Annotated in this window: 14 protein-coding genes; 3 read left to right on the forward strand and 11 right to left on the reverse strand. The window is 67.8% G+C overall.

Features of this window, described 5'->3' with window-relative positions:
• Positions 1–257: 257 nt before the first annotated feature.
• Positions 258–2,003, forward strand: a complete 1,746-nt coding sequence (locus GEM_RS08830; RefSeq protein ID WP_014897069.1) for a cyclic peptide export ABC transporter — start codon at positions 258–260, stop codon at positions 2,001–2,003.
• A gap of 180 nt (positions 2,004–2,183) precedes the next feature.
• Here GEM_RS08830 and GEM_RS08835 read toward each other — a convergent pair whose 3' ends face one another.
• The 7 genes from GEM_RS08835 to GEM_RS08865 form a co-directional block, all read right to left on the reverse strand.
• Complete coding sequence (locus GEM_RS08835; RefSeq protein ID WP_014897070.1) at positions 2,184–3,218, reverse strand: ABC transporter substrate-binding protein; 1,035 nt, start codon at positions 3,216–3,218, stop codon at positions 2,184–2,186.
• On the reverse strand, positions 3,215–4,015 hold the full coding sequence (fhuF, locus tag GEM_RS08840; protein ID WP_014897071.1) for a siderophore-iron reductase FhuF: 801 nt from the start codon (positions 4,013–4,015) through the stop codon (positions 3,215–3,217). Before fhuF ends, GEM_RS08835 begins: the two co-directional genes overlap by 4 nt.
• A complete protein-coding gene (gene fhuB / locus GEM_RS08845) occupies positions 4,012–6,105 on the reverse strand; it encodes a Fe(3+)-hydroxamate ABC transporter permease FhuB (RefSeq protein ID WP_014897072.1) in 2,094 nt (697 codons plus the stop codon). The genes fhuF and fhuB overlap by 4 nt, the downstream gene beginning before the upstream one ends.
• Complete coding sequence (locus GEM_RS08850; RefSeq protein WP_014897073.1) at positions 6,102–6,974, reverse strand: ABC transporter ATP-binding protein; 873 nt, start codon at positions 6,972–6,974, stop codon at positions 6,102–6,104. The genes fhuB and GEM_RS08850 overlap by 4 nt, the downstream gene beginning before the upstream one ends.
• Complete coding sequence (locus GEM_RS08855; protein WP_014897074.1) at positions 6,964–7,983, reverse strand: TauD/TfdA family dioxygenase; 1,020 nt, start codon at positions 7,981–7,983, stop codon at positions 6,964–6,966. The genes GEM_RS08850 and GEM_RS08855 overlap by 11 nt, the downstream gene beginning before the upstream one ends.
• A gap of 44 nt (positions 7,984–8,027) precedes the next feature.
• Positions 8,028–8,270 (reverse strand): MbtH family protein, encoded by a 243-nt coding sequence (locus GEM_RS08860; RefSeq protein WP_014897075.1) that lies wholly within the window; start codon positions 8,268–8,270, stop codon positions 8,028–8,030.
• A gap of 94 nt (positions 8,271–8,364) precedes the next feature.
• Complete coding sequence (locus tag GEM_RS08865) at positions 8,365–9,033, reverse strand: RNA polymerase factor sigma-70 (RefSeq protein ID WP_014897076.1); 669 nt, start codon at positions 9,031–9,033, stop codon at positions 8,365–8,367.
• Between the two features lie 404 nt (positions 9,034–9,437).
• Here GEM_RS08865 and GEM_RS08870 point away from each other — a divergent pair, with 404 nt between their 5' ends.
• Together GEM_RS08870 and GEM_RS31785 are read left to right on the forward strand one after the other, a co-directional pair.
• A complete protein-coding gene (locus tag GEM_RS08870; RefSeq protein WP_014897077.1) occupies positions 9,438–9,689 on the forward strand; it encodes a hypothetical protein in 252 nt (83 codons plus the stop codon).
• A gap of 48 nt (positions 9,690–9,737) precedes the next feature.
• Positions 9,738–9,875 carry an HHHH-motif protein gene (locus GEM_RS31785; protein ID WP_014897078.1) on the forward strand — a complete coding sequence of 46 codons (138 nt, stop codon included), beginning with the start codon at positions 9,738–9,740 and terminating at the stop codon, positions 9,873–9,875.
• Positions 9,876–9,945: 70 nt separating this feature from the next.
• Here GEM_RS31785 and GEM_RS08875 read toward each other — a convergent pair whose 3' ends face one another.
• From GEM_RS08875 to GEM_RS08890, 4 genes are all read right to left on the reverse strand, one after another.
• Positions 9,946–10,971, reverse strand: coding sequence for a fimbrial protein (locus GEM_RS08875; protein WP_014897079.1), 1,026 nt, complete (start codon positions 10,969–10,971; stop codon positions 9,946–9,948).
• Positions 10,968–11,714: a molecular chaperone gene (locus GEM_RS08880; RefSeq protein WP_014897080.1), complete on the reverse strand. Its 747-nt coding sequence runs from the start codon at positions 11,712–11,714 to the stop codon at positions 10,968–10,970. The genes GEM_RS08875 and GEM_RS08880 overlap by 4 nt, the downstream gene beginning before the upstream one ends.
• 16 nt (positions 11,715–11,730) lie before the next feature.
• Positions 11,731–14,184 carry a fimbria/pilus outer membrane usher protein gene (locus GEM_RS08885; RefSeq protein ID WP_014897081.1) on the reverse strand — a complete coding sequence of 818 codons (2,454 nt, stop codon included), beginning with the start codon at positions 14,182–14,184 and terminating at the stop codon, positions 11,731–11,733.
• 120 nt (positions 14,185–14,304) lie between these two features.
• Entirely contained in the window at positions 14,305–14,817 is a 513-nt protein-coding gene (locus tag GEM_RS08890; protein WP_014897082.1) for a fimbrial protein, read from the reverse strand.
• Positions 14,818–15,408 lie beyond the last annotated feature (591 nt).

The following is a 15,408-nucleotide window of genomic DNA, read 5'->3' on the forward strand; positions in this document are numbered from 1 at the left end:
GGTCCGGCCGCTTCGGCCAAGTCTCGGGGCCGCAAGGGGCGGCTTCACTGGTGTGACGAACGGCGCGGCCGATTTTTTACCGGTTTGCGAGCAAAGTGCGCGCGCGCTCATTTTTTTGCATGCGCTGCTAAATATTTGTCCGGCCCGTTCGTCTATCAGGGAGGAAAGCCGCAACCGGGTTCGCCCCGCACGCTGCTTTCGCGTCAGTTGTGCGGTTTCCGCATGTTTCGCCTGCCCTTCATTTACCGACGTTGCCGATGACAGCCGCCCACGAGCCTTCTTCCCCGCCGTCCCTCGACGCTTCCCCCGGCCGCCCCGCGGCGCGCCTGATCCTCGCGCTGCTGCGCGAAAGCCGCGCATCGCTCGCACTGGCGCTCGTCGCCTGCGTGCTCAACGGCGTCGCGAGCGTGCTGCTCGTCGCGACGCTGAACCGCGCGCTCGCGCAGCCCGGCGCGGCCGATGCGTCGCTCGCGTGGCGCTTCGCGCTGTGCGCGGTGATCGCGCTCGTCACGCGGATCGTGTCGGGCACGCTGTTCGCCCGGCTGTCGCAGGACACGATGGCGCGGCTGCGCGTGCATCTCGCGCGGCGCGTCGGCGCGGCGGAGCTGCGCGACATCGAGCGGATCGGCGCGGCACCCGTGCAGTCGGTGCTGACCGACGACGCGACCAACGTGTCGATGCTGTTCTTCGCGCTGCCGAACCTGGTGATGCACGGCTCGATCGTGTTCGGCTGCCTCGGCTATCTCGCGTGGCTGTCGTGGCCCGTGTGTCTGCTCGCGGTTACCGCGATCATCGCCGGCTCGCTCGGCTATCACACCGGCGATCGCCGAGCGATCGCGTCGCTCGAAGCGGCCGGCCAGGCGCAGGACCGCCTGTTCGGTTATCTCGGCTCGCTGTTCTCCGGCGCGAAGGAACTGAAGCTGCACGACGCGCGCGCGCGCCAGTTCGTCGACGGCCAGCTCGGCACCGCGATCGGCGAAGTGCGCGACCACCGCCGCCGCGCGTTCAGCGCGTATGCGGTCGGCGTCGGCTGGATCATCTTCCTGTTCTACGTGTTCCTCGGCGCGGCCGCGTTCTGGCCGCAGCTCGGCGTGCATGCCGATGCAAGTACGGCAGCCGGCTACGTCGTCGTGTTCCTGTTCATGCTGGTGCCGCTCGACGGACTGCTGAACAACCTGCCGACCGTCAATGCGGCGCGCGTGTCGCTCACGCGCATCGAAGGCGTGATGGCGGAATTCGGCGCGCTGCGCACGGTGCCGCCCGCCAGCGACGCGCCCGACGTGCCGCCGGCCGGCGCCGTCACGCTGCGCGACGTCACGCACGCGTACTTCCACGAGCGTGACGAGCGGATGTTCCGGATCGGGCCGATCAACCTGACGATCCGGCCGGGCGAGCTCGTGTTCATCGTCGGCGGCAACGGCAGCGGCAAGACGACGCTCGCAAAGGTGCTGACGGGGCTCTACGAGCCGGAGGAAGGCACGATCGAGGTCGACGGCCGGACCATCGGCTGGCGCGAGCGCGCCGCGTACCGGCAGCGCTTCAGTGCGGTGTACAACGACTTCCACCTGTTCGATGCGTTGCTCGGCATCGTCGATCCGGACGATCCGGCGCGTGCGCAGGCCGATGCGCGCGCGAACGCGCTCGTCGCGAAGCTCGCGCTCGACCACAAGGTGAAGGTCATCGACGGCGCGTTCTCGAACCGCGCGCTGTCGACCGGGCAGCGCAAGCGGCTCGCGCTCGTCGTCGCGTATCTGGAAGACCGGCCGTTCTACCTGTTCGACGAATGGGCGGCCGACCAGGACCCGTCGTTCAAGGCCGTGTTCTACGAGCAGTTGCTGCCCGAGCTGCGTGCGCGCGGCAAGGCCGTGATCGTGATCACGCACGACGACCGCTACTTCGATCTCGCCGACCGGCTGCTGAAGCTCGACAACGGGCAGATCGTCAGCGACACGACGCCCGCGCGATCGCGTGCACGGGATGGCGTCGATGCGCTGAGCGCGTAAGCGTGAACCCCGCCCGCCTGCGCGCCGTGATGGCACCGCGCAGGCGGATGCGGTTCGGAAGGGAATGTCGTTCCGCGTACGCGCGACGCCAACCGAATAGTGCGGGATGCCCGTCCGGCACGAGCATGACGGCGCCTTTCCCGACCACGCTGCCCTGCCCGCGAACGATCATCCGCGCGTTCAGCGCACGGCCGGCAGATTCAGCATCGTGTCGGTCATCACATCGGCCAGCTTCAACGCTGACATCGGCCCGCCGAAGCCCCAGATGTTGCGCTCGACGAGCGCGATCCGGCGCTCGCGCATCGCGGGCACGAAGCGCCACACCGGCGAATCGAGTTTCGCGGACAGCGGCAGCGCCATCCCCGTCGCGGTGACGAACAGCACGGCGAGATCGCGTTGCCGGAGCAAATCGGCGGACGTCACGTAAAGCGTGCCTTCCCGCGTCGGCTGCTTCGGCCACGGATCGAGCCCGAGCGCGCGCGCGAGGCCCGCCGACGTGCTGTTGCCCGTATAGGCCCAGTAGCGGTCGGGAAGCCCGAGATCCTGTAGCAGTGCGATGCGTTCTCCGCCGCGTCCGGCCGCCTTGAGTCGCGACGCATTACGCGCGATCCCGGCGTCGAGTTGCGCGTCGACCGTCTTCGCGCGCGCAGCGCGTCCGGTTACGGAACCGATCGTCCGGAAGATCTGGCGCATCCAGTCGAGCTGGGTGACGGGCTCGCCGGCTTCCGACACGTTCGGGCTGAACTGGAACAGGATCGTCGGCGCGATCCGGTCGAGCGCGGCGAAGATCGGTGCATGCCGGAAGCCGACGCCGATGATGAGATCGGGCTTGACCGCGGCGATCGCCTCGAGCCCCGGCTCCTGCCGCGAGCCGACGTCGGTCACGTGCGCGAGCCGATCGCTCTCGTAACCGAGCCAGCCCGGGTAGAACGCGGTATCGGCCATCCCGACCGGCACGATATCGAGCGCGATCACGCTTTCCGCGAACATGAAGTCGAGCGCGACCACGCGTTGCGGCCGCACCGGCATCGTCGCGCTCGCCTGCGATACGACCGGGTTGCCGGCGAGCGAACGGCCTGGTTGCGAAGCCGTGCTGCCCGGCCCGCCGCGTGCATCGTCGGCGGCCGCGCCGGCCGGCGCGACGAGCGCGCCGCAGCACGCCGCGCCGAGCGCGGCCAGTGCACCGAGCGCGTGCCGGCGGCCGGCATGCGTCACCGGATCGCGTCCTGCTCGGCCAGCGCCGCGTCGTCCATCGTCAATAGCAGGGGGCAGCTTCCACACAGTTGCGTTTCTCCAGGAATTTCATAGCGCAGGCAGCACACGCGGCGCGCGCGAAACGGCGTCGGCAGCAGCGGCGAGCGCGGCACGGCGTCGCGTACCGGCAGACGCAGCGGATTCGGTTCGCCATCGACGCAGGACGCGCCGAACAGCCAGTTGGCATCGCGAGCGGGATCGGCCGTGCACGGCAGCGAGCGGTAGGTATCGAACAGATAATCGAGCAGGTTGCCCGCGTTGCTCCACAGCACGCGCGGCGTGACGCGGCCCATCGTCGCGAGCAGGTCGATCACCGCGCCGAGATGCGCGACGAGCCCCGCATAGCGCGGCGCGGGTGCGTCGCACGGTGCGCCGAGCGCGTCCGGCGCGACATACAGCGCGGCCGGCATCCCGTCGTCGAGTGCGACGAAGGTGCGTTCCGGCGCCATGTCGAGCGGCCGGCCGAGCGTCAGCGCGGCGACCACGCCGGCCGGCACCGCGCGGCCGAAGTAATACTTGCTCCATTGCGACATCAGCGCGCGCGCATGCTGCGCCGGATCGCCGCCGTAATGGCGGACCATCGCGTCGAGCACGGCATCACGGTGATCGGGCAGCGCGCTGACGGGCACGACGATCCGGCCCGGCGCGTGCGCGTCGTCAGGTATCCCGAGCCACACGACGTCGAGATGCTCGGCGAACGCGGCAGGCGCGAACGCCGAGAACCGTGCGGCGCATGCGCCGTCGAGCGCCGGCATCATCGCCCCGCGCGCCGGGCGCGGCGCCCCTCGAGGATCAGCAGTCCGAGCAGGTACGGCGCGCCGATCAGCGCGGTCAGCACGCCGGCCGGCACTTCGCGCGGCGCGACGACGGTGCGGGCCGCCAGGTCGGCGAAGCCGAGAATCAGCGCGCCGCATGCGGCCGCGAGCCACAGCCGCGTGCGATGCCGGCGCGCGCCGAGCATCGTCGCGACATGCGGCGCCATCAGGCCGATGAAGCCGACCGGCCCGACGGCCGCGACGGCCGCGCACGCGGCGAGCGTCGCGATCGTCAGCGCGAGCGGCCGCAATGCGGCGACCGGCAGGCCGAGCGCGGCCGCCTGGTCGTCGCCGAGCGCGAGCATGTCGAGCGGCCGCGCGAGCCATGCGAATACGGGCACTGCAAGCACGCACCACGGCAGCAGCATCGACACCTCGACCCAACTGCGGCCATAGGTGCCGCCGACCAGCCATACGACGAATCGCGCGGGCTGTACGCTTTCCTGCGTGATCAGCCATTGCGCGAGCGTGGTCCACAGCGCGCCGATGACGATGCCGGTCAGCGCGACCGCGAGCGGTGCGTAACGATGCCGGTGATTCAGCGCGAGCGTAATCGCGAGCGACAGTCCACCGCCGATCAGCGCGGCTGCCGCAAGCGTCACGTGGCCCATCAGCGGCCACGTCGACAAGGCGAACAGCGTGACGAACCCCGCGCCCTGCGTGACGCCGAGCACTTCGGGGCCCGCGAGCGGGTTGCGCACGACGCTTTGCATCGCGACGCCGCTTACGGCGAGCAGCGCGCCCGCGAGCAGCGCGCACAGCAGCCGCGGCATGCGCAGGTCGATCAGCATGCGCGCGACGGCATCGTGGCCCGACAGCGCGGCGGACCAGCGCGCGGGCGACAGCCATTCGGGGCCTGCCGATACGCCGACGCACACCACGAGCACGCCGGCCGCGACGAACAGCGCGGTGCGCAGCGGCCAGCCGAGCCGTTCGAGCCAGCCGACGACGCGCGTCGAGCCGCCGCCGGCCGTGCGCTCGCCATCCGCGTGCAGCACGCCCGACCATGCGGCGCCGCGCCGGATCATCGCGAGCATCAGCGGCGTGCCGACGAGCGCGATCGCGACGCCGGTCGACAGCGTCGCGTCGAGGCCCGATGCGAGCACCGCGCTGTCGGTGACGAGTACCAGCGCCCCGCCCGCAAGCGCCGACAGCGGCACCAGCACGCCGAGCCGTGCCGCGCGTGCGCCGCGCACCTGGCGCAGCAGGTTCGGCGCGACGAGCCCGACATACGACAACGGGCCCGCGATGCTGACCGCCACGCTCGTGAACGCGACCGCGACGATCGTCGCGGCGAATCGCGTCGCGTCGACGCGCACGCCGGCCGCAGCTGCTGCATCGTCGCCGAGCGCGAGCGGATTCAACGGCCGGATCACGAACGGCAGCGCCAGCAGTGGCACGACGAGCCAACGTGCGGCGAGCGCGAGCCCGGTCGCGCCCGGTTGATAAAGGCTGCCGTTGGTCCACAGCGCGGCGCCCGCGATGTTCTGCTCGAAGAACGCGAGCACGAGCGTCGACAGTGCCGCGAACAGCAGCATGCAGACGCTGCCGGCGAGCACGAGCCGCAGCGGTGTCGCGCGCCAGCCGCCGGCCGCGACGATCGCACACGTCGCGGCGAGCAGGCCGCAAACGAACAGCAGCGGCACCTCTGCGACACCGGCGAGCGCCGGCACCAGCATCGCGGCGAGCAGGCCGAGCTGCGCGCCGCCCGTCACGCCGAGCAGGTCGGGCGACGCGAGCGGGTTGCGCGTGAGCGACTGGAACAGCGCGCCCGCGATGCCGAGGCAGCCGCCCGCGACGAGCGCGGCCGCGACGCGCGGCAGGTTGAGGTCGAACAGGAACACGTGCGCGAGCGCGGCGGCGTCGCTGCCCGGCACGGCGTTCCACCACACGCGCAGGTCGGGCGCGACGCGCAGCGCCGCCAGCAGCGCGATCAGCACGACGAGGCCGAGCGCGAGCGCGCCGGCGCGGCGACCGGAGGTGGCGCCCTGCCCGCTCGCGGCAAGGCGCTTGCGCATCGCGAAGGTCGTCATACGGCGAGATTCCGGTCAACTGCGGGGTCAACTGCGCGGTCGAACGTGCCCGCCGCGTGCGACGCGCCGGACGGCGGCGGCCCGTAGGCCGGCACGCACATCGGCGCGCCGGTCTGCGGGTGCGCGAGCTTCAGCATGTCGACGCCGAACGCCGCGCGCAAGCACGCCGGCTCCAGCATCGCGTCGGGCGAGCCCTGCGCAACGAGGCGGCCGGCACGCATCAGCACGATGTCGTCGCTGTACGCAGCCGCCTGGTTCAGGTCGTGCAGAACCCACACGATCGTCAGCCCGCGCGCGCGGTTCAGCGCGCGCAGCGCGTCGAGGATGTCGAGCTGGTGATGGATGTCGAGATAGGTCGTCGGCTCGTCGAGCAGCACGATCGGCGCCTGCTGCGCGAGCGCCATCGCGATCCAAGCACGCTGCCGCTCGCCGCCCGACAGCGCGCCGACGTCGCGCTCGGCGTCGCCGGCGAGGCCGCTCGTGTCGAGCGCCTCGTCGATCGCCGCATGATCGGCGCGCGACAGCCCGCGCAGGAAGCCGCCGTACGCGTAGCGCCCGTACGCGACCAGCTCGCGCACGGTCAGCCCCGACGGAATCTGGTTGAACTGCGCGAGCATGGTCAGCTCGCGCGCGAGCGTGCGACGGCGAAACGACGCGAGCGGCTTGCCGTTCACGTCGACCTGGCCCGCACGCGCGGGCTGCAGGCCCGCGAGCGTGCGCAGCAGCGTGCTCTTGCCGCAGCCGTTCGGCCCGCACAGCGCCGTGACGCGACCGGCCGCGATCGACAGGTTCAGCCCGTCGATCACGACATGGTCGCGATAACCCACTGTCAGCCCGCGCGCGGCAAGCGCGGCGGTACTACGCGTCATCGGTCCTCCGTTCGGTCGCGCGCGTGACCGTGTAACTCTGCGCCATCGCGACGACCACCTTGCGCGGCCCCTCGAACGGGTCGCGCGCATGCGCGGTCAGCATGTTGTCGAGCATCAGCACGTCGCCCGTCTGCCACGGGAACACGATGCGCTGGCGGTCGAGCACGCCGCGAATCTCCGCGAGCGCGTCGGCCTCGAGCGGTGCGCCGTCGCCGTAGTACACGTTGCGCGGCACGTTCTCGAGCCCGACCGCGTCGACGAGCGCGTCCTGCATGTCGTCGTCGAGCGCGGACAGGTGAAACAGGTTCGCCTGGTTGAACCACACGCGGTCGCCGGTGCGAGGATGCCGTGCGACGGCCTGGCAGCGTTCGCGCGTGCGCAACAGCAGTTCGCCGTCGTCGTCGGTGCGCCATGCGCATTCGATCCCGCGCGCCGCGCACATCCGGTCGACCTCGGCCGGCTCGTCGGTGCCGAACGACTGCTGCCACGGCAGGTCGAGCCCTTGGCCGAAATTGCGCACGTACAGCAGCTCGCGCCGCTCGAAGCGCGCGACCAGCGCCGGATCGAGCGCGCGATAGACGGCGCGGCTGTCCGCGATCGGCGTCGCCCCGCCCTTCGGCGCCGCGAGCGCGCAATGGAACCAGATCCGCAGCGGCCATTCGCGCGTATACGACTGTTCGTTATGCAGCGGAATCACGCGGTGCGGCGGATATTCGGTCGACGTATAGACGGCGCCTTCGACCTGGCTGCGCGGCGTCGATGCGTATTCATAGCCGATCAGCGGATCGCCGAACGACGCCGCGAACTGCTGGAACGCGTCGATCGACGGCACGTGAAAGCCCGTGAACAGCACACCGCCCGCCCGTTCGAGCGCATCGGCCGCGATCGCATGCGCAAGCGGCGCGAGCGCGTCGATCGACATGCCGTCGGCGCTGCGCGGCGATACGACGGTGGGCAGCCCCGGCTCGATACGCAGGTCGTCGAGCGTCGGCAACGAAAGCAAGGTCATGCAACGTCCTCTTCAGGTAGCGCGCCGGATCTCGGCGCAGCGGGTCACGACGCGCGCGATGCGCGCTCGCCGTCCATCGCGCGGCGCAGGCTCGCGGGGCGCATGTCGGTCCAGACGGTCTCGATGTGCGCGAGGCAGCCGGCCTTCGGGCCGCGTACGCCGACCTCGCGCCAGCCGGCCGGCACGGGCCGGAACGTCGGCCAGATCGAATACTGTTCTTCGTCGTTGATGACGACCGTGTAGACGAGGTCGTCGGTGTCGGCGGAGGGCGTCGTGGCTTGCGTCATGATCGAAAGTCGCTGGAGACGGTTGAAGGATGCGAAGCGGCGAACCGTCGAATCGGCCGCTCCTGTCTTGAAGACGATTGGCCGGCGTGATTTTTTACCCCCGCCGCGCGCGACCGCCGAGGAACACCGGGCATGCGACGCCGCGATGGCATGCGTCGAGGCACTCCGCGCAGTGCCGCTCCGCGTCGCGCACCATGAAGTGCACCAGTGTCTGCGATACGTTCAGCGCGCGCGCCGCGGTCTGCAGCGTTTCCTCGCGCAGCCGCACCATCTCGAACGCCGCACGGCTGCGCGCCGGCAGATCGTCGAGCGCGGCCCACACGCGGCGCAGCGTGTCGCGCGTCATCAGCGCGGCCTCGGGCGTCGGCTCCGGCGACGGCACGTCGAAGCCGTCGTCCTCCTCCGTGTGATAGACGTTCTCGAGGCTTTGCCGGCGGCACGCATCGATCGAGGCATTGCGCACCATCCGCGTCACATACGCGACCGGCTGGCGCACCGCATCCTGGTTCGGGAATTCGACCAGCTTCACGAACACGTCGTGCACGACGTCCTCGGCGCGGCTCGCACAGCCGACGAAGCCGCGCGCGACGTTGACGAGCATCGCACGATGGGAAATCAGCACGTCGAGCAGCGCGCCCTGCGCACCGGGCTCCACGGCGCGGCGCGGCCGCGGCGCGGCACAGGACGGCAAGTCCGGATGACTGCCGAGGAACGGGTTTGCCGTTGCCGCTGCCGGTCGTTCGAGCACTTCCGCCATTGCCATCGATCTGCTCCGTCTAATTCTGAGATAGCGCAATTTATCGTAAACGCAAATCATTCTCAATACGATTACCGGATTCCCCTTCGGATTGTCGGGATTTGTCTGATCAATCGACGGAAGCGGCGTTTCAGCGGATGGGATCGCGCGCGAAGGGGCGCGCTGCGCACATTCCTTTCTTGATGAAAGGAAGCCCGCTCGACGGGAAGCGGCCCGGCATTCAAGGGTGGCGGCGCCGCCGCGCCCGACACTCGGCGATTTCGCGCGGCACGCGTGGCTTGCATGGCGCCGACACGCGCTTTCATCGGCCTGACGCAGCGTTTACGCCTGTCATTTGCCGTAGCAACTTCTTACCACGTGAAATTTTGGGGGCTCGTACGATCGACTTGCTGTTTCCAAGGGAGAACGACATGAAATCCATCGTGTTATCCGCCGTCATGGTCGGCGCGCTGTCGAGCGTGATGCTGACCGGCTGCGTTGCGTACCCTGGCCCGGCCGAGGTGACGATCGGCTGGCATGGCGATCGCTACTGGGACGGACAGCGCTACTGGGAGCGCCACGACTGGGAAGCGCAGCATTCCCGCGGTTATGACGACCGCCGGGACGAGCGCCGTGAGGACCACCGTGACGAGCGCCGCGACGACCAGCGGCCGCAGTGGTAATGCCTTTCCCTTCCCGTGACCCAATACTGAATCAACAACAGGACCTCAATGAAGACGCTACTGAAAACCCTGACCGCGGCCGCCGTTGCCGCCGCCGTGCTCGTGCCGGCCATCGCCGAAGCGCATCCGCACCGCGTGTGCCACTTCGAGCATCACCATCACAAGGTGTGCCGCTGGGTGCGTTGAGCATCGCGCAGCAGGTTCGAAGAAAACGCCGGCGTGCCGGCGTTTTTTTTGCGGTGCGCATGCGCGCACGTCAGTAGATGAACAACCGGATCGTCGCCGTGCCGTTGAACGGGCCGATCTTCGGCGGCCCGAACGCCTTCAGCACCGCGTCGAGCGTCACGCTCTGGTCGCTCACGTTACCCGGCATCTGGGCCAGCACGAACTGCTGGTTGAACGGGATCGCCGTGCCGTTGCGGTCCTCGATGCCGATGCCGAAATTGCTCTTCGGGTCCGGCACGAGCAGCCCGTTCTGCACGGTCTGCGAGGTCTCGAAATAGCCGTCCACGCGCACCGGCACGCTGCACTGCTTGGTCAGCGCGAGACTGAACGGCCTGCGCGGCACCGCGGGCACGAAGCCGTTGCCCGTCGCCTGGACCTGGCCGAACTTCACGACGCCCGGCTCGGGCGTGACCTTCACGTCGACCATGCACGGCGTCGGCTTCAGGTTCTGCAGGCCGCTCAGCTTGTAGCGGAAACTCCCCTTGCTGTTCAGCCCGCGCTCGCCGTCGAACTGGAACACCGCGTAGATGTCCGACGGCGGCCGCACCCACGTCCCTTTCTTGCGCACGACCACTTGATACCTGATGCTGATCGGCCATTTCGGGCACATCCCGGCATCGACCTGCCGATCGGTCAGCTCGCAAATCTTCACGTTGCGATGCGTACCGATGCCGTTGCCCGGCTGGCTGCTGCGCCCGTAGTAGTCGGTGCCCTCGAAGCGAATGCCGATTTCGAGGCCCCACGCGGCCGGGTTCTGCCGCTCCGGGTTCGCGTAGAAGTAGATTTGCTCGGGGAAGTCCTGCAGCCCGCCGATGTCCTTGTAGCAATAGCCGGTCGTCGTGCGCAGCGGCGACACCCAGATCACGTAGCCGTCCGGCGCGTCGGTCGGATACGACGCGACGTTGCCGATCGATTCGGTCAGCGTCATCCCGCCGTTGTCCGCGACGCACTTGAGCGCCCACGCCGGCTGCGCCAGCGCGACGAACAGCGCGAGCACGCACCACCTGAGCCACGCAGGCAGCCGCGCCGCGATGGCGTTGCGTCGGGCGGTGCTCATTTCTTCACGCTCTTGCATGCGCCTGCGTCACACGCGTATTCGACCGCCACCTGGCCGCCGAAATCGTCGACATGCGTGACGAACAGCGTCGCCGGCGTCGCGGCCTTGAACGGCACGTCAGCCGTGCTCATCGGGTTCACCATCACCGGGTCCATCGGCACGGGCGTCTTCTGCGCGCCCGATGTCACTTCGATCACCGTCACGTGGTACGGCGTCGGGTTGTCGAACACGAGCTTGTGCGTGGCCGCATCGACGCGCAGCGTCATCGGCAGCGTCCAGTCCTCGTCGCGCGCCGGCTGCACGGCCTTCGGCCGGTAAAACAGCTTCATCTGCGTATGCAGAGCGATCTGCAGCGAGTTCGGCGTATCGGTCTTCGGCGGTACTTCGCGGATGTTCAGGTAGAACACCGACTCGCGATCGGCCGGCAAGCTGGCGCCCGGCAGCTTCGCGATCCGCAGAACGTTGCGCTCGTTCGCCTCGATGCGCTGCAGCGGCGGCACGACCATCAGCGGCGACGTGATCTTGTTGCCCTTCGCATCCTCGAGCCAGGACTGCACCAGATACGGATACGTCGTGCTCTTGTTCGAGATCGTGACGATCGCGGCCTGTTCGCCTTCGTTGAAGATCACGCGCGTGCGGTCCGGCACGATCGCCGCGTGCGCGACGCCGGCGACCAACGTCATGGCGGCTGCGAGCACGCCCGAAGCGCGCCGCAGGAAGGAAAGGGAGAAAGCAGTGTTCATCGCGGGATCCGTGAAATCATCGTTCGTTCCGGCCGGCCGCTGCGTGCGACTCGCCGGGCGTCTGGCACGTCACCGGAATCGGCGTGCCTTCGAGTTGGAGCTGGTTCGGCAGCACGTCCACCGTGCACAGCGTGCGTTCGCCCGCACGCACCGCGAGCGCGGATTTCGGCTGAACCTGGGTCAGGAATGCGGCACCGCCCTCGCCGACGATGCCGAGCTCCTTGCCGTTCGCCGCGTCCTGCACCGAGGCGCCGAACGGCAGCGGCTTGCCGGTCGCATCGGTCAGCGTCAGGTACAGGTTGCTGCCGCGCGCGGCGGAGAACTTGACGAAGCCGATCGCGCCGTCGGTCAGCACCATGCGCTGGATCGGGTTCGACACCTGCACTTCGAGCGGCAGCTTCTCGACGTTGACGGTCGCGTCGTACACGTTGTACGGCGAGATGCCGTCGAGCACCGCGTAGCCGCGCGAGTCGGTATGCGTGAGCGTGCCGGACAGCGGCACGTCGCGCACGCCGTCGGTCGACACCAGCAGACGCGTATCGCCCGCGTTGCCGTTCGCGTGCGCGGCCAGCCCGTACTGCGTCGCAACGAACGAGCCGTCGACCTCGAGCGACGCGGCCGCATACGCGTTCGCGACCGTCGATGCCTGTGCGGTCAGCTGGTACGTCGACGTGCGCTCGCGGAAGCTCGCGTTCGCCGATGCGCGGCCGTCGGTCGCGCCCGCGTTGATCTGGTAGGTGCGACCGTCCGGATCGTCGTAGATGTAGCCCGCGTTGGCGCTGGTGCTGCCGCCGCCCGTCGTCAGGTTCGACGTGACGGTATGACGGCTGCCGATCGGCAGCGACGCCGTCACCGAGAACTGGTTGCCGCTCGCGCCCGCGCTTTGCGTGCGAAACGCCGACAGGCTGACGTTCAGGTTGCGCAGCGTGCCGATCGAGAACGCACGCGTCAGCGTGAGGCCGATGCGCTGCTCGGACGAGCGCGCCCAGTAGGTCGTCTGGTCGTACGAGAAATAGGTCGACGTGTCGCCGAAGCGCTTCGACATCGTCGCCGAGTAGCGCTGCTTGCTGTTGGCGAGGCCGTACGCGGTCGGGTCGCCCGAGAACTGCGCGAAGTTCGTGTATTCACGCTCCGAAAAGCGATAGCCGAAGAAGCGCACGTCGGCATCGAGCGTATCGAAGTGCTTCGAATAGTTGATGCGGTACGAGTTGCCGTTGCGCGTCGCGCCGTTCCACCACAGGCGCGCACGCGCATGCGTGACGTCGGCCGACACCGCGCCGAACGTGCCGAAATCGCGGCCCACGCCGAGCGCGATCGACGTATAACCCGACGCGGCGATGAAACCGCCGTAGACGGTGAAGTCGAGCGGCAGGCCATACGCGGCCTCGCCGAAACCGAAGAACGGCGTGATGCCCGTGCTGCCGAACAGGCGCGGCTTGCCGATCGCGGCCTTGTAGCGCAGCTGCCCCGTGCGTGCGAGGAACGGCACCGCGGCCGTCGTCACCTGGAACCGCTGCACGCTGCCGTCCTCTTCCTGGACGGCCACGTCGAGCGTGCCCTGCACGCTCGTGTTGATGTTCTGCAGCGCGAACGCGCCCGGCGACACGCGCGTCACGTACAGCACGCGGCCCGCCTGCGACACGGTCACGGTCGCGTTGGTGCGCGCGACGCCCGAGATCAGCGGTGCATAGCCGCGCAACGAAGGCGGCAGCATGCGGTCGTCGCTGCGGATCGACGCGCCGGTCAGCGCGAACGTGTCGAAAATGTCCGACGTCAGGTAGTCGTCGCCGAACGTCACCGTCGACTGGATCGACGGCAGCGCGCGAAATGCGTAAAGCCGGCTGAAGCGGAACGAGCGGTCCGCATAGGCCTCGCCGCCCACGTTCGACTGTGCCTGGTAGTCGCCGCGAAAGCGCCATGCATTCCAGTTCGCGCCGATCGTTCCGTAGGCCTGGATCGAATTCGTCTGTTCGCCGCCCGAACCGAAGTTGCGGTTCGTGTTCGCGATCACGCGATAGTCGAGCATTGCGCCCGGAATGCCTTCGGACCAGCGTTCCGGCGGCAGGTAGTTCGAATCGGTGAACTCGAGCGCGGCCTGCGGGATCGTGATCTTGAGCCGGCCGTCGCTTTTCAGGTAACGCACCGTCGCGCCTTCGATCGCGCCCAGGTCGACGCAACGGCCGCCCTGGAAGCGCGGCAGGTCCTTGACGAGCGACGGCTTCAGCCCGAACTGCGCGACGAGTTCCGGCGCCAGGCACGGTTTGCCGGCACCGGATGCGTCGAGCGCGATGAACTGGATCGCCTGCAGCCCGTAGTACAGGTCGTTGACCTGCACGTCGAGCATGTATTCGCCCGGCAGCGTGAAATCGGCCTGCGAGAACTGCGACAGGTCGACGTTGCTGGTGCCGTCGATGTCGAGGAACGACGAATTGAATTCCGTCGCATGGCTCTGGCTGCCGACGACCAGCACGGAGACGCAAAGGAAGGAATGTCTGATTCGCACGCGGCGCTACCGGAAATCCAGGGAGGGAGGAACGGGAAGGCACTAGAAGGAGGAAAGGTGCGTGCACCCCTCCTCCGGTACGGATGCTTAGTCGTAGCGGACCGTGAAGTTCGCGACGGCGTCGGCGGTACCCGGCGTCACGTCGGCGGCCGTCGCTTCGTAGCGCGCGCCGAAGGTCACGACGTTGTTGCCGTTCTGCAGCTGCGTCGCGGCTGCCTGTTCGACGCCGTTGTCGATGTCTTCACCCGATGCGCTCTGCACGCGAACGCCAACGTTGGACGCCGAACCGATCGTGGCGAGCAGCTTCGGCTGTGCCGAGTTCGACGTGCCGGTGAACGTGAAGTACGCGTTCTTCGCAACCTTGGTGTCGCAATCCGTCAGGACGATGTTGAACTTGACCGGCGTCGACTTGTCGCCGGCCTTCGTGAACGTGTGGGTCGGCACTTTGCCGAGCTGCACGGTCTGGTTGACCGAGCCCGAATCGATGCCGCATGCGCCCGCGACGATCTCGCCCTGGAAGTTGATCGTGCCGGTGCCCGCCGCGAAGGCCGAGGTGGACAGGGCCGCGAGTGCGACAGCGGTCAGGAGGGATTTCTTCATGACGTTTTCCGTGAAAATTGCAAAGGGAATGGACGACGTGGCGGATACAAAAGGCAGCGTGTGGTTGGCTCCCGTCCGTCACGAGGCGGCATTATCAAGATAGAAATGAAAGAATTCTGTAAAGCATTGTTAAATCACGTCTGACAATGTCAATTTGGCGCGCCTTCAACGACCTCTTTCTTGCTGGCCCTTAATTTAGATATTTTCTTCCGCAGTCCTTTTTTAATTTAAGGAACCGACTGAAAATTAAAGAAATTTTCCAATCGAGATTGGCGAACCCATGCTTTTCCTTGCTGGATATGGCTTGGCGAGATTGACCATTCGAAAAGACAAAATTCTGTCGCATCCCGCCATCGTTGCCTGATCGCAACGAAAACATTGGCGATTTTCAACTGAGAGGAAATTAACAAACGATTTTCGGCACCTTGAATTTGATGCGCAAACGATTGCGCAATCCATACAAACGTTTTACCGCGACACTTTGCCACCCTGAATTATTCGCAATGCGCGAATTAATCGAGACGTCAATTCGAGATTAAAAATCACACGCAATGCCGAGCGCCGCCACGCTATTCGACGGATTGCATGGAA

This window comes from Burkholderia cepacia GG4, from assembly GCF_000292915.1.
Lineage (GTDB): Bacteria > Pseudomonadota > Gammaproteobacteria > Burkholderiales > Burkholderiaceae > Burkholderia > Burkholderia cepacia_D.

What these genes read in the sequence shown, in the direction of transcription:
- GEM_RS08875 (WP_014897079.1), bottom strand. Translation starts at nt 10,971, where the DNA reads ATGAGCACCGCCCGACGCAACGCCATCGCGGCGCGGCTGCCTGCGTGG.
- GEM_RS08860 (WP_014897075.1), bottom strand. Translation starts at nt 8,270, where the DNA reads ATGACGCAAGCCACGACGCCCTCCGCCGACACCGACGACCTCGTCTAC.
- GEM_RS08855 (WP_014897074.1), bottom strand. Translation starts at nt 7,983, where the DNA reads ATGACCTTGCTTTCGTTGCCGACGCTCGACGACCTGCGTATCGAGCCG.
- GEM_RS08880 (WP_014897080.1), bottom strand. Translation starts at nt 11,714, where the DNA reads ATGAACACTGCTTTCTCCCTTTCCTTCCTGCGGCGCGCTTCGGGCGTG.
- GEM_RS31785 (WP_014897078.1), top strand. Translation starts at nt 9,738, where the DNA reads ATGAAGACGCTACTGAAAACCCTGACCGCGGCCGCCGTTGCCGCCGCC.
- fhuB (WP_014897072.1), bottom strand. Translation starts at nt 6,105, where the DNA reads ATGACGACCTTCGCGATGCGCAAGCGCCTTGCCGCGAGCGGGCAGGGC.
- fhuF (WP_014897071.1), bottom strand. Translation starts at nt 4,015, where the DNA reads ATGATGCCGGCGCTCGACGGCGCATGCGCCGCACGGTTCTCGGCGTTC.
- GEM_RS08865 (WP_014897076.1), bottom strand. Translation starts at nt 9,033, where the DNA reads ATGGCAATGGCGGAAGTGCTCGAACGACCGGCAGCGGCAACGGCAAAC.
- GEM_RS08850 (WP_014897073.1), bottom strand. Translation starts at nt 6,974, where the DNA reads ATGACGCGTAGTACCGCCGCGCTTGCCGCGCGCGGGCTGACAGTGGGT.
- GEM_RS08870 (WP_014897077.1), top strand. Translation starts at nt 9,438, where the DNA reads ATGAAATCCATCGTGTTATCCGCCGTCATGGTCGGCGCGCTGTCGAGC.
- GEM_RS08890 (WP_014897082.1), bottom strand. Translation starts at nt 14,817, where the DNA reads ATGAAGAAATCCCTCCTGACCGCTGTCGCACTCGCGGCCCTGTCCACC.
- GEM_RS08830 (WP_014897069.1), top strand. Translation starts at nt 258, where the DNA reads ATGACAGCCGCCCACGAGCCTTCTTCCCCGCCGTCCCTCGACGCTTCC.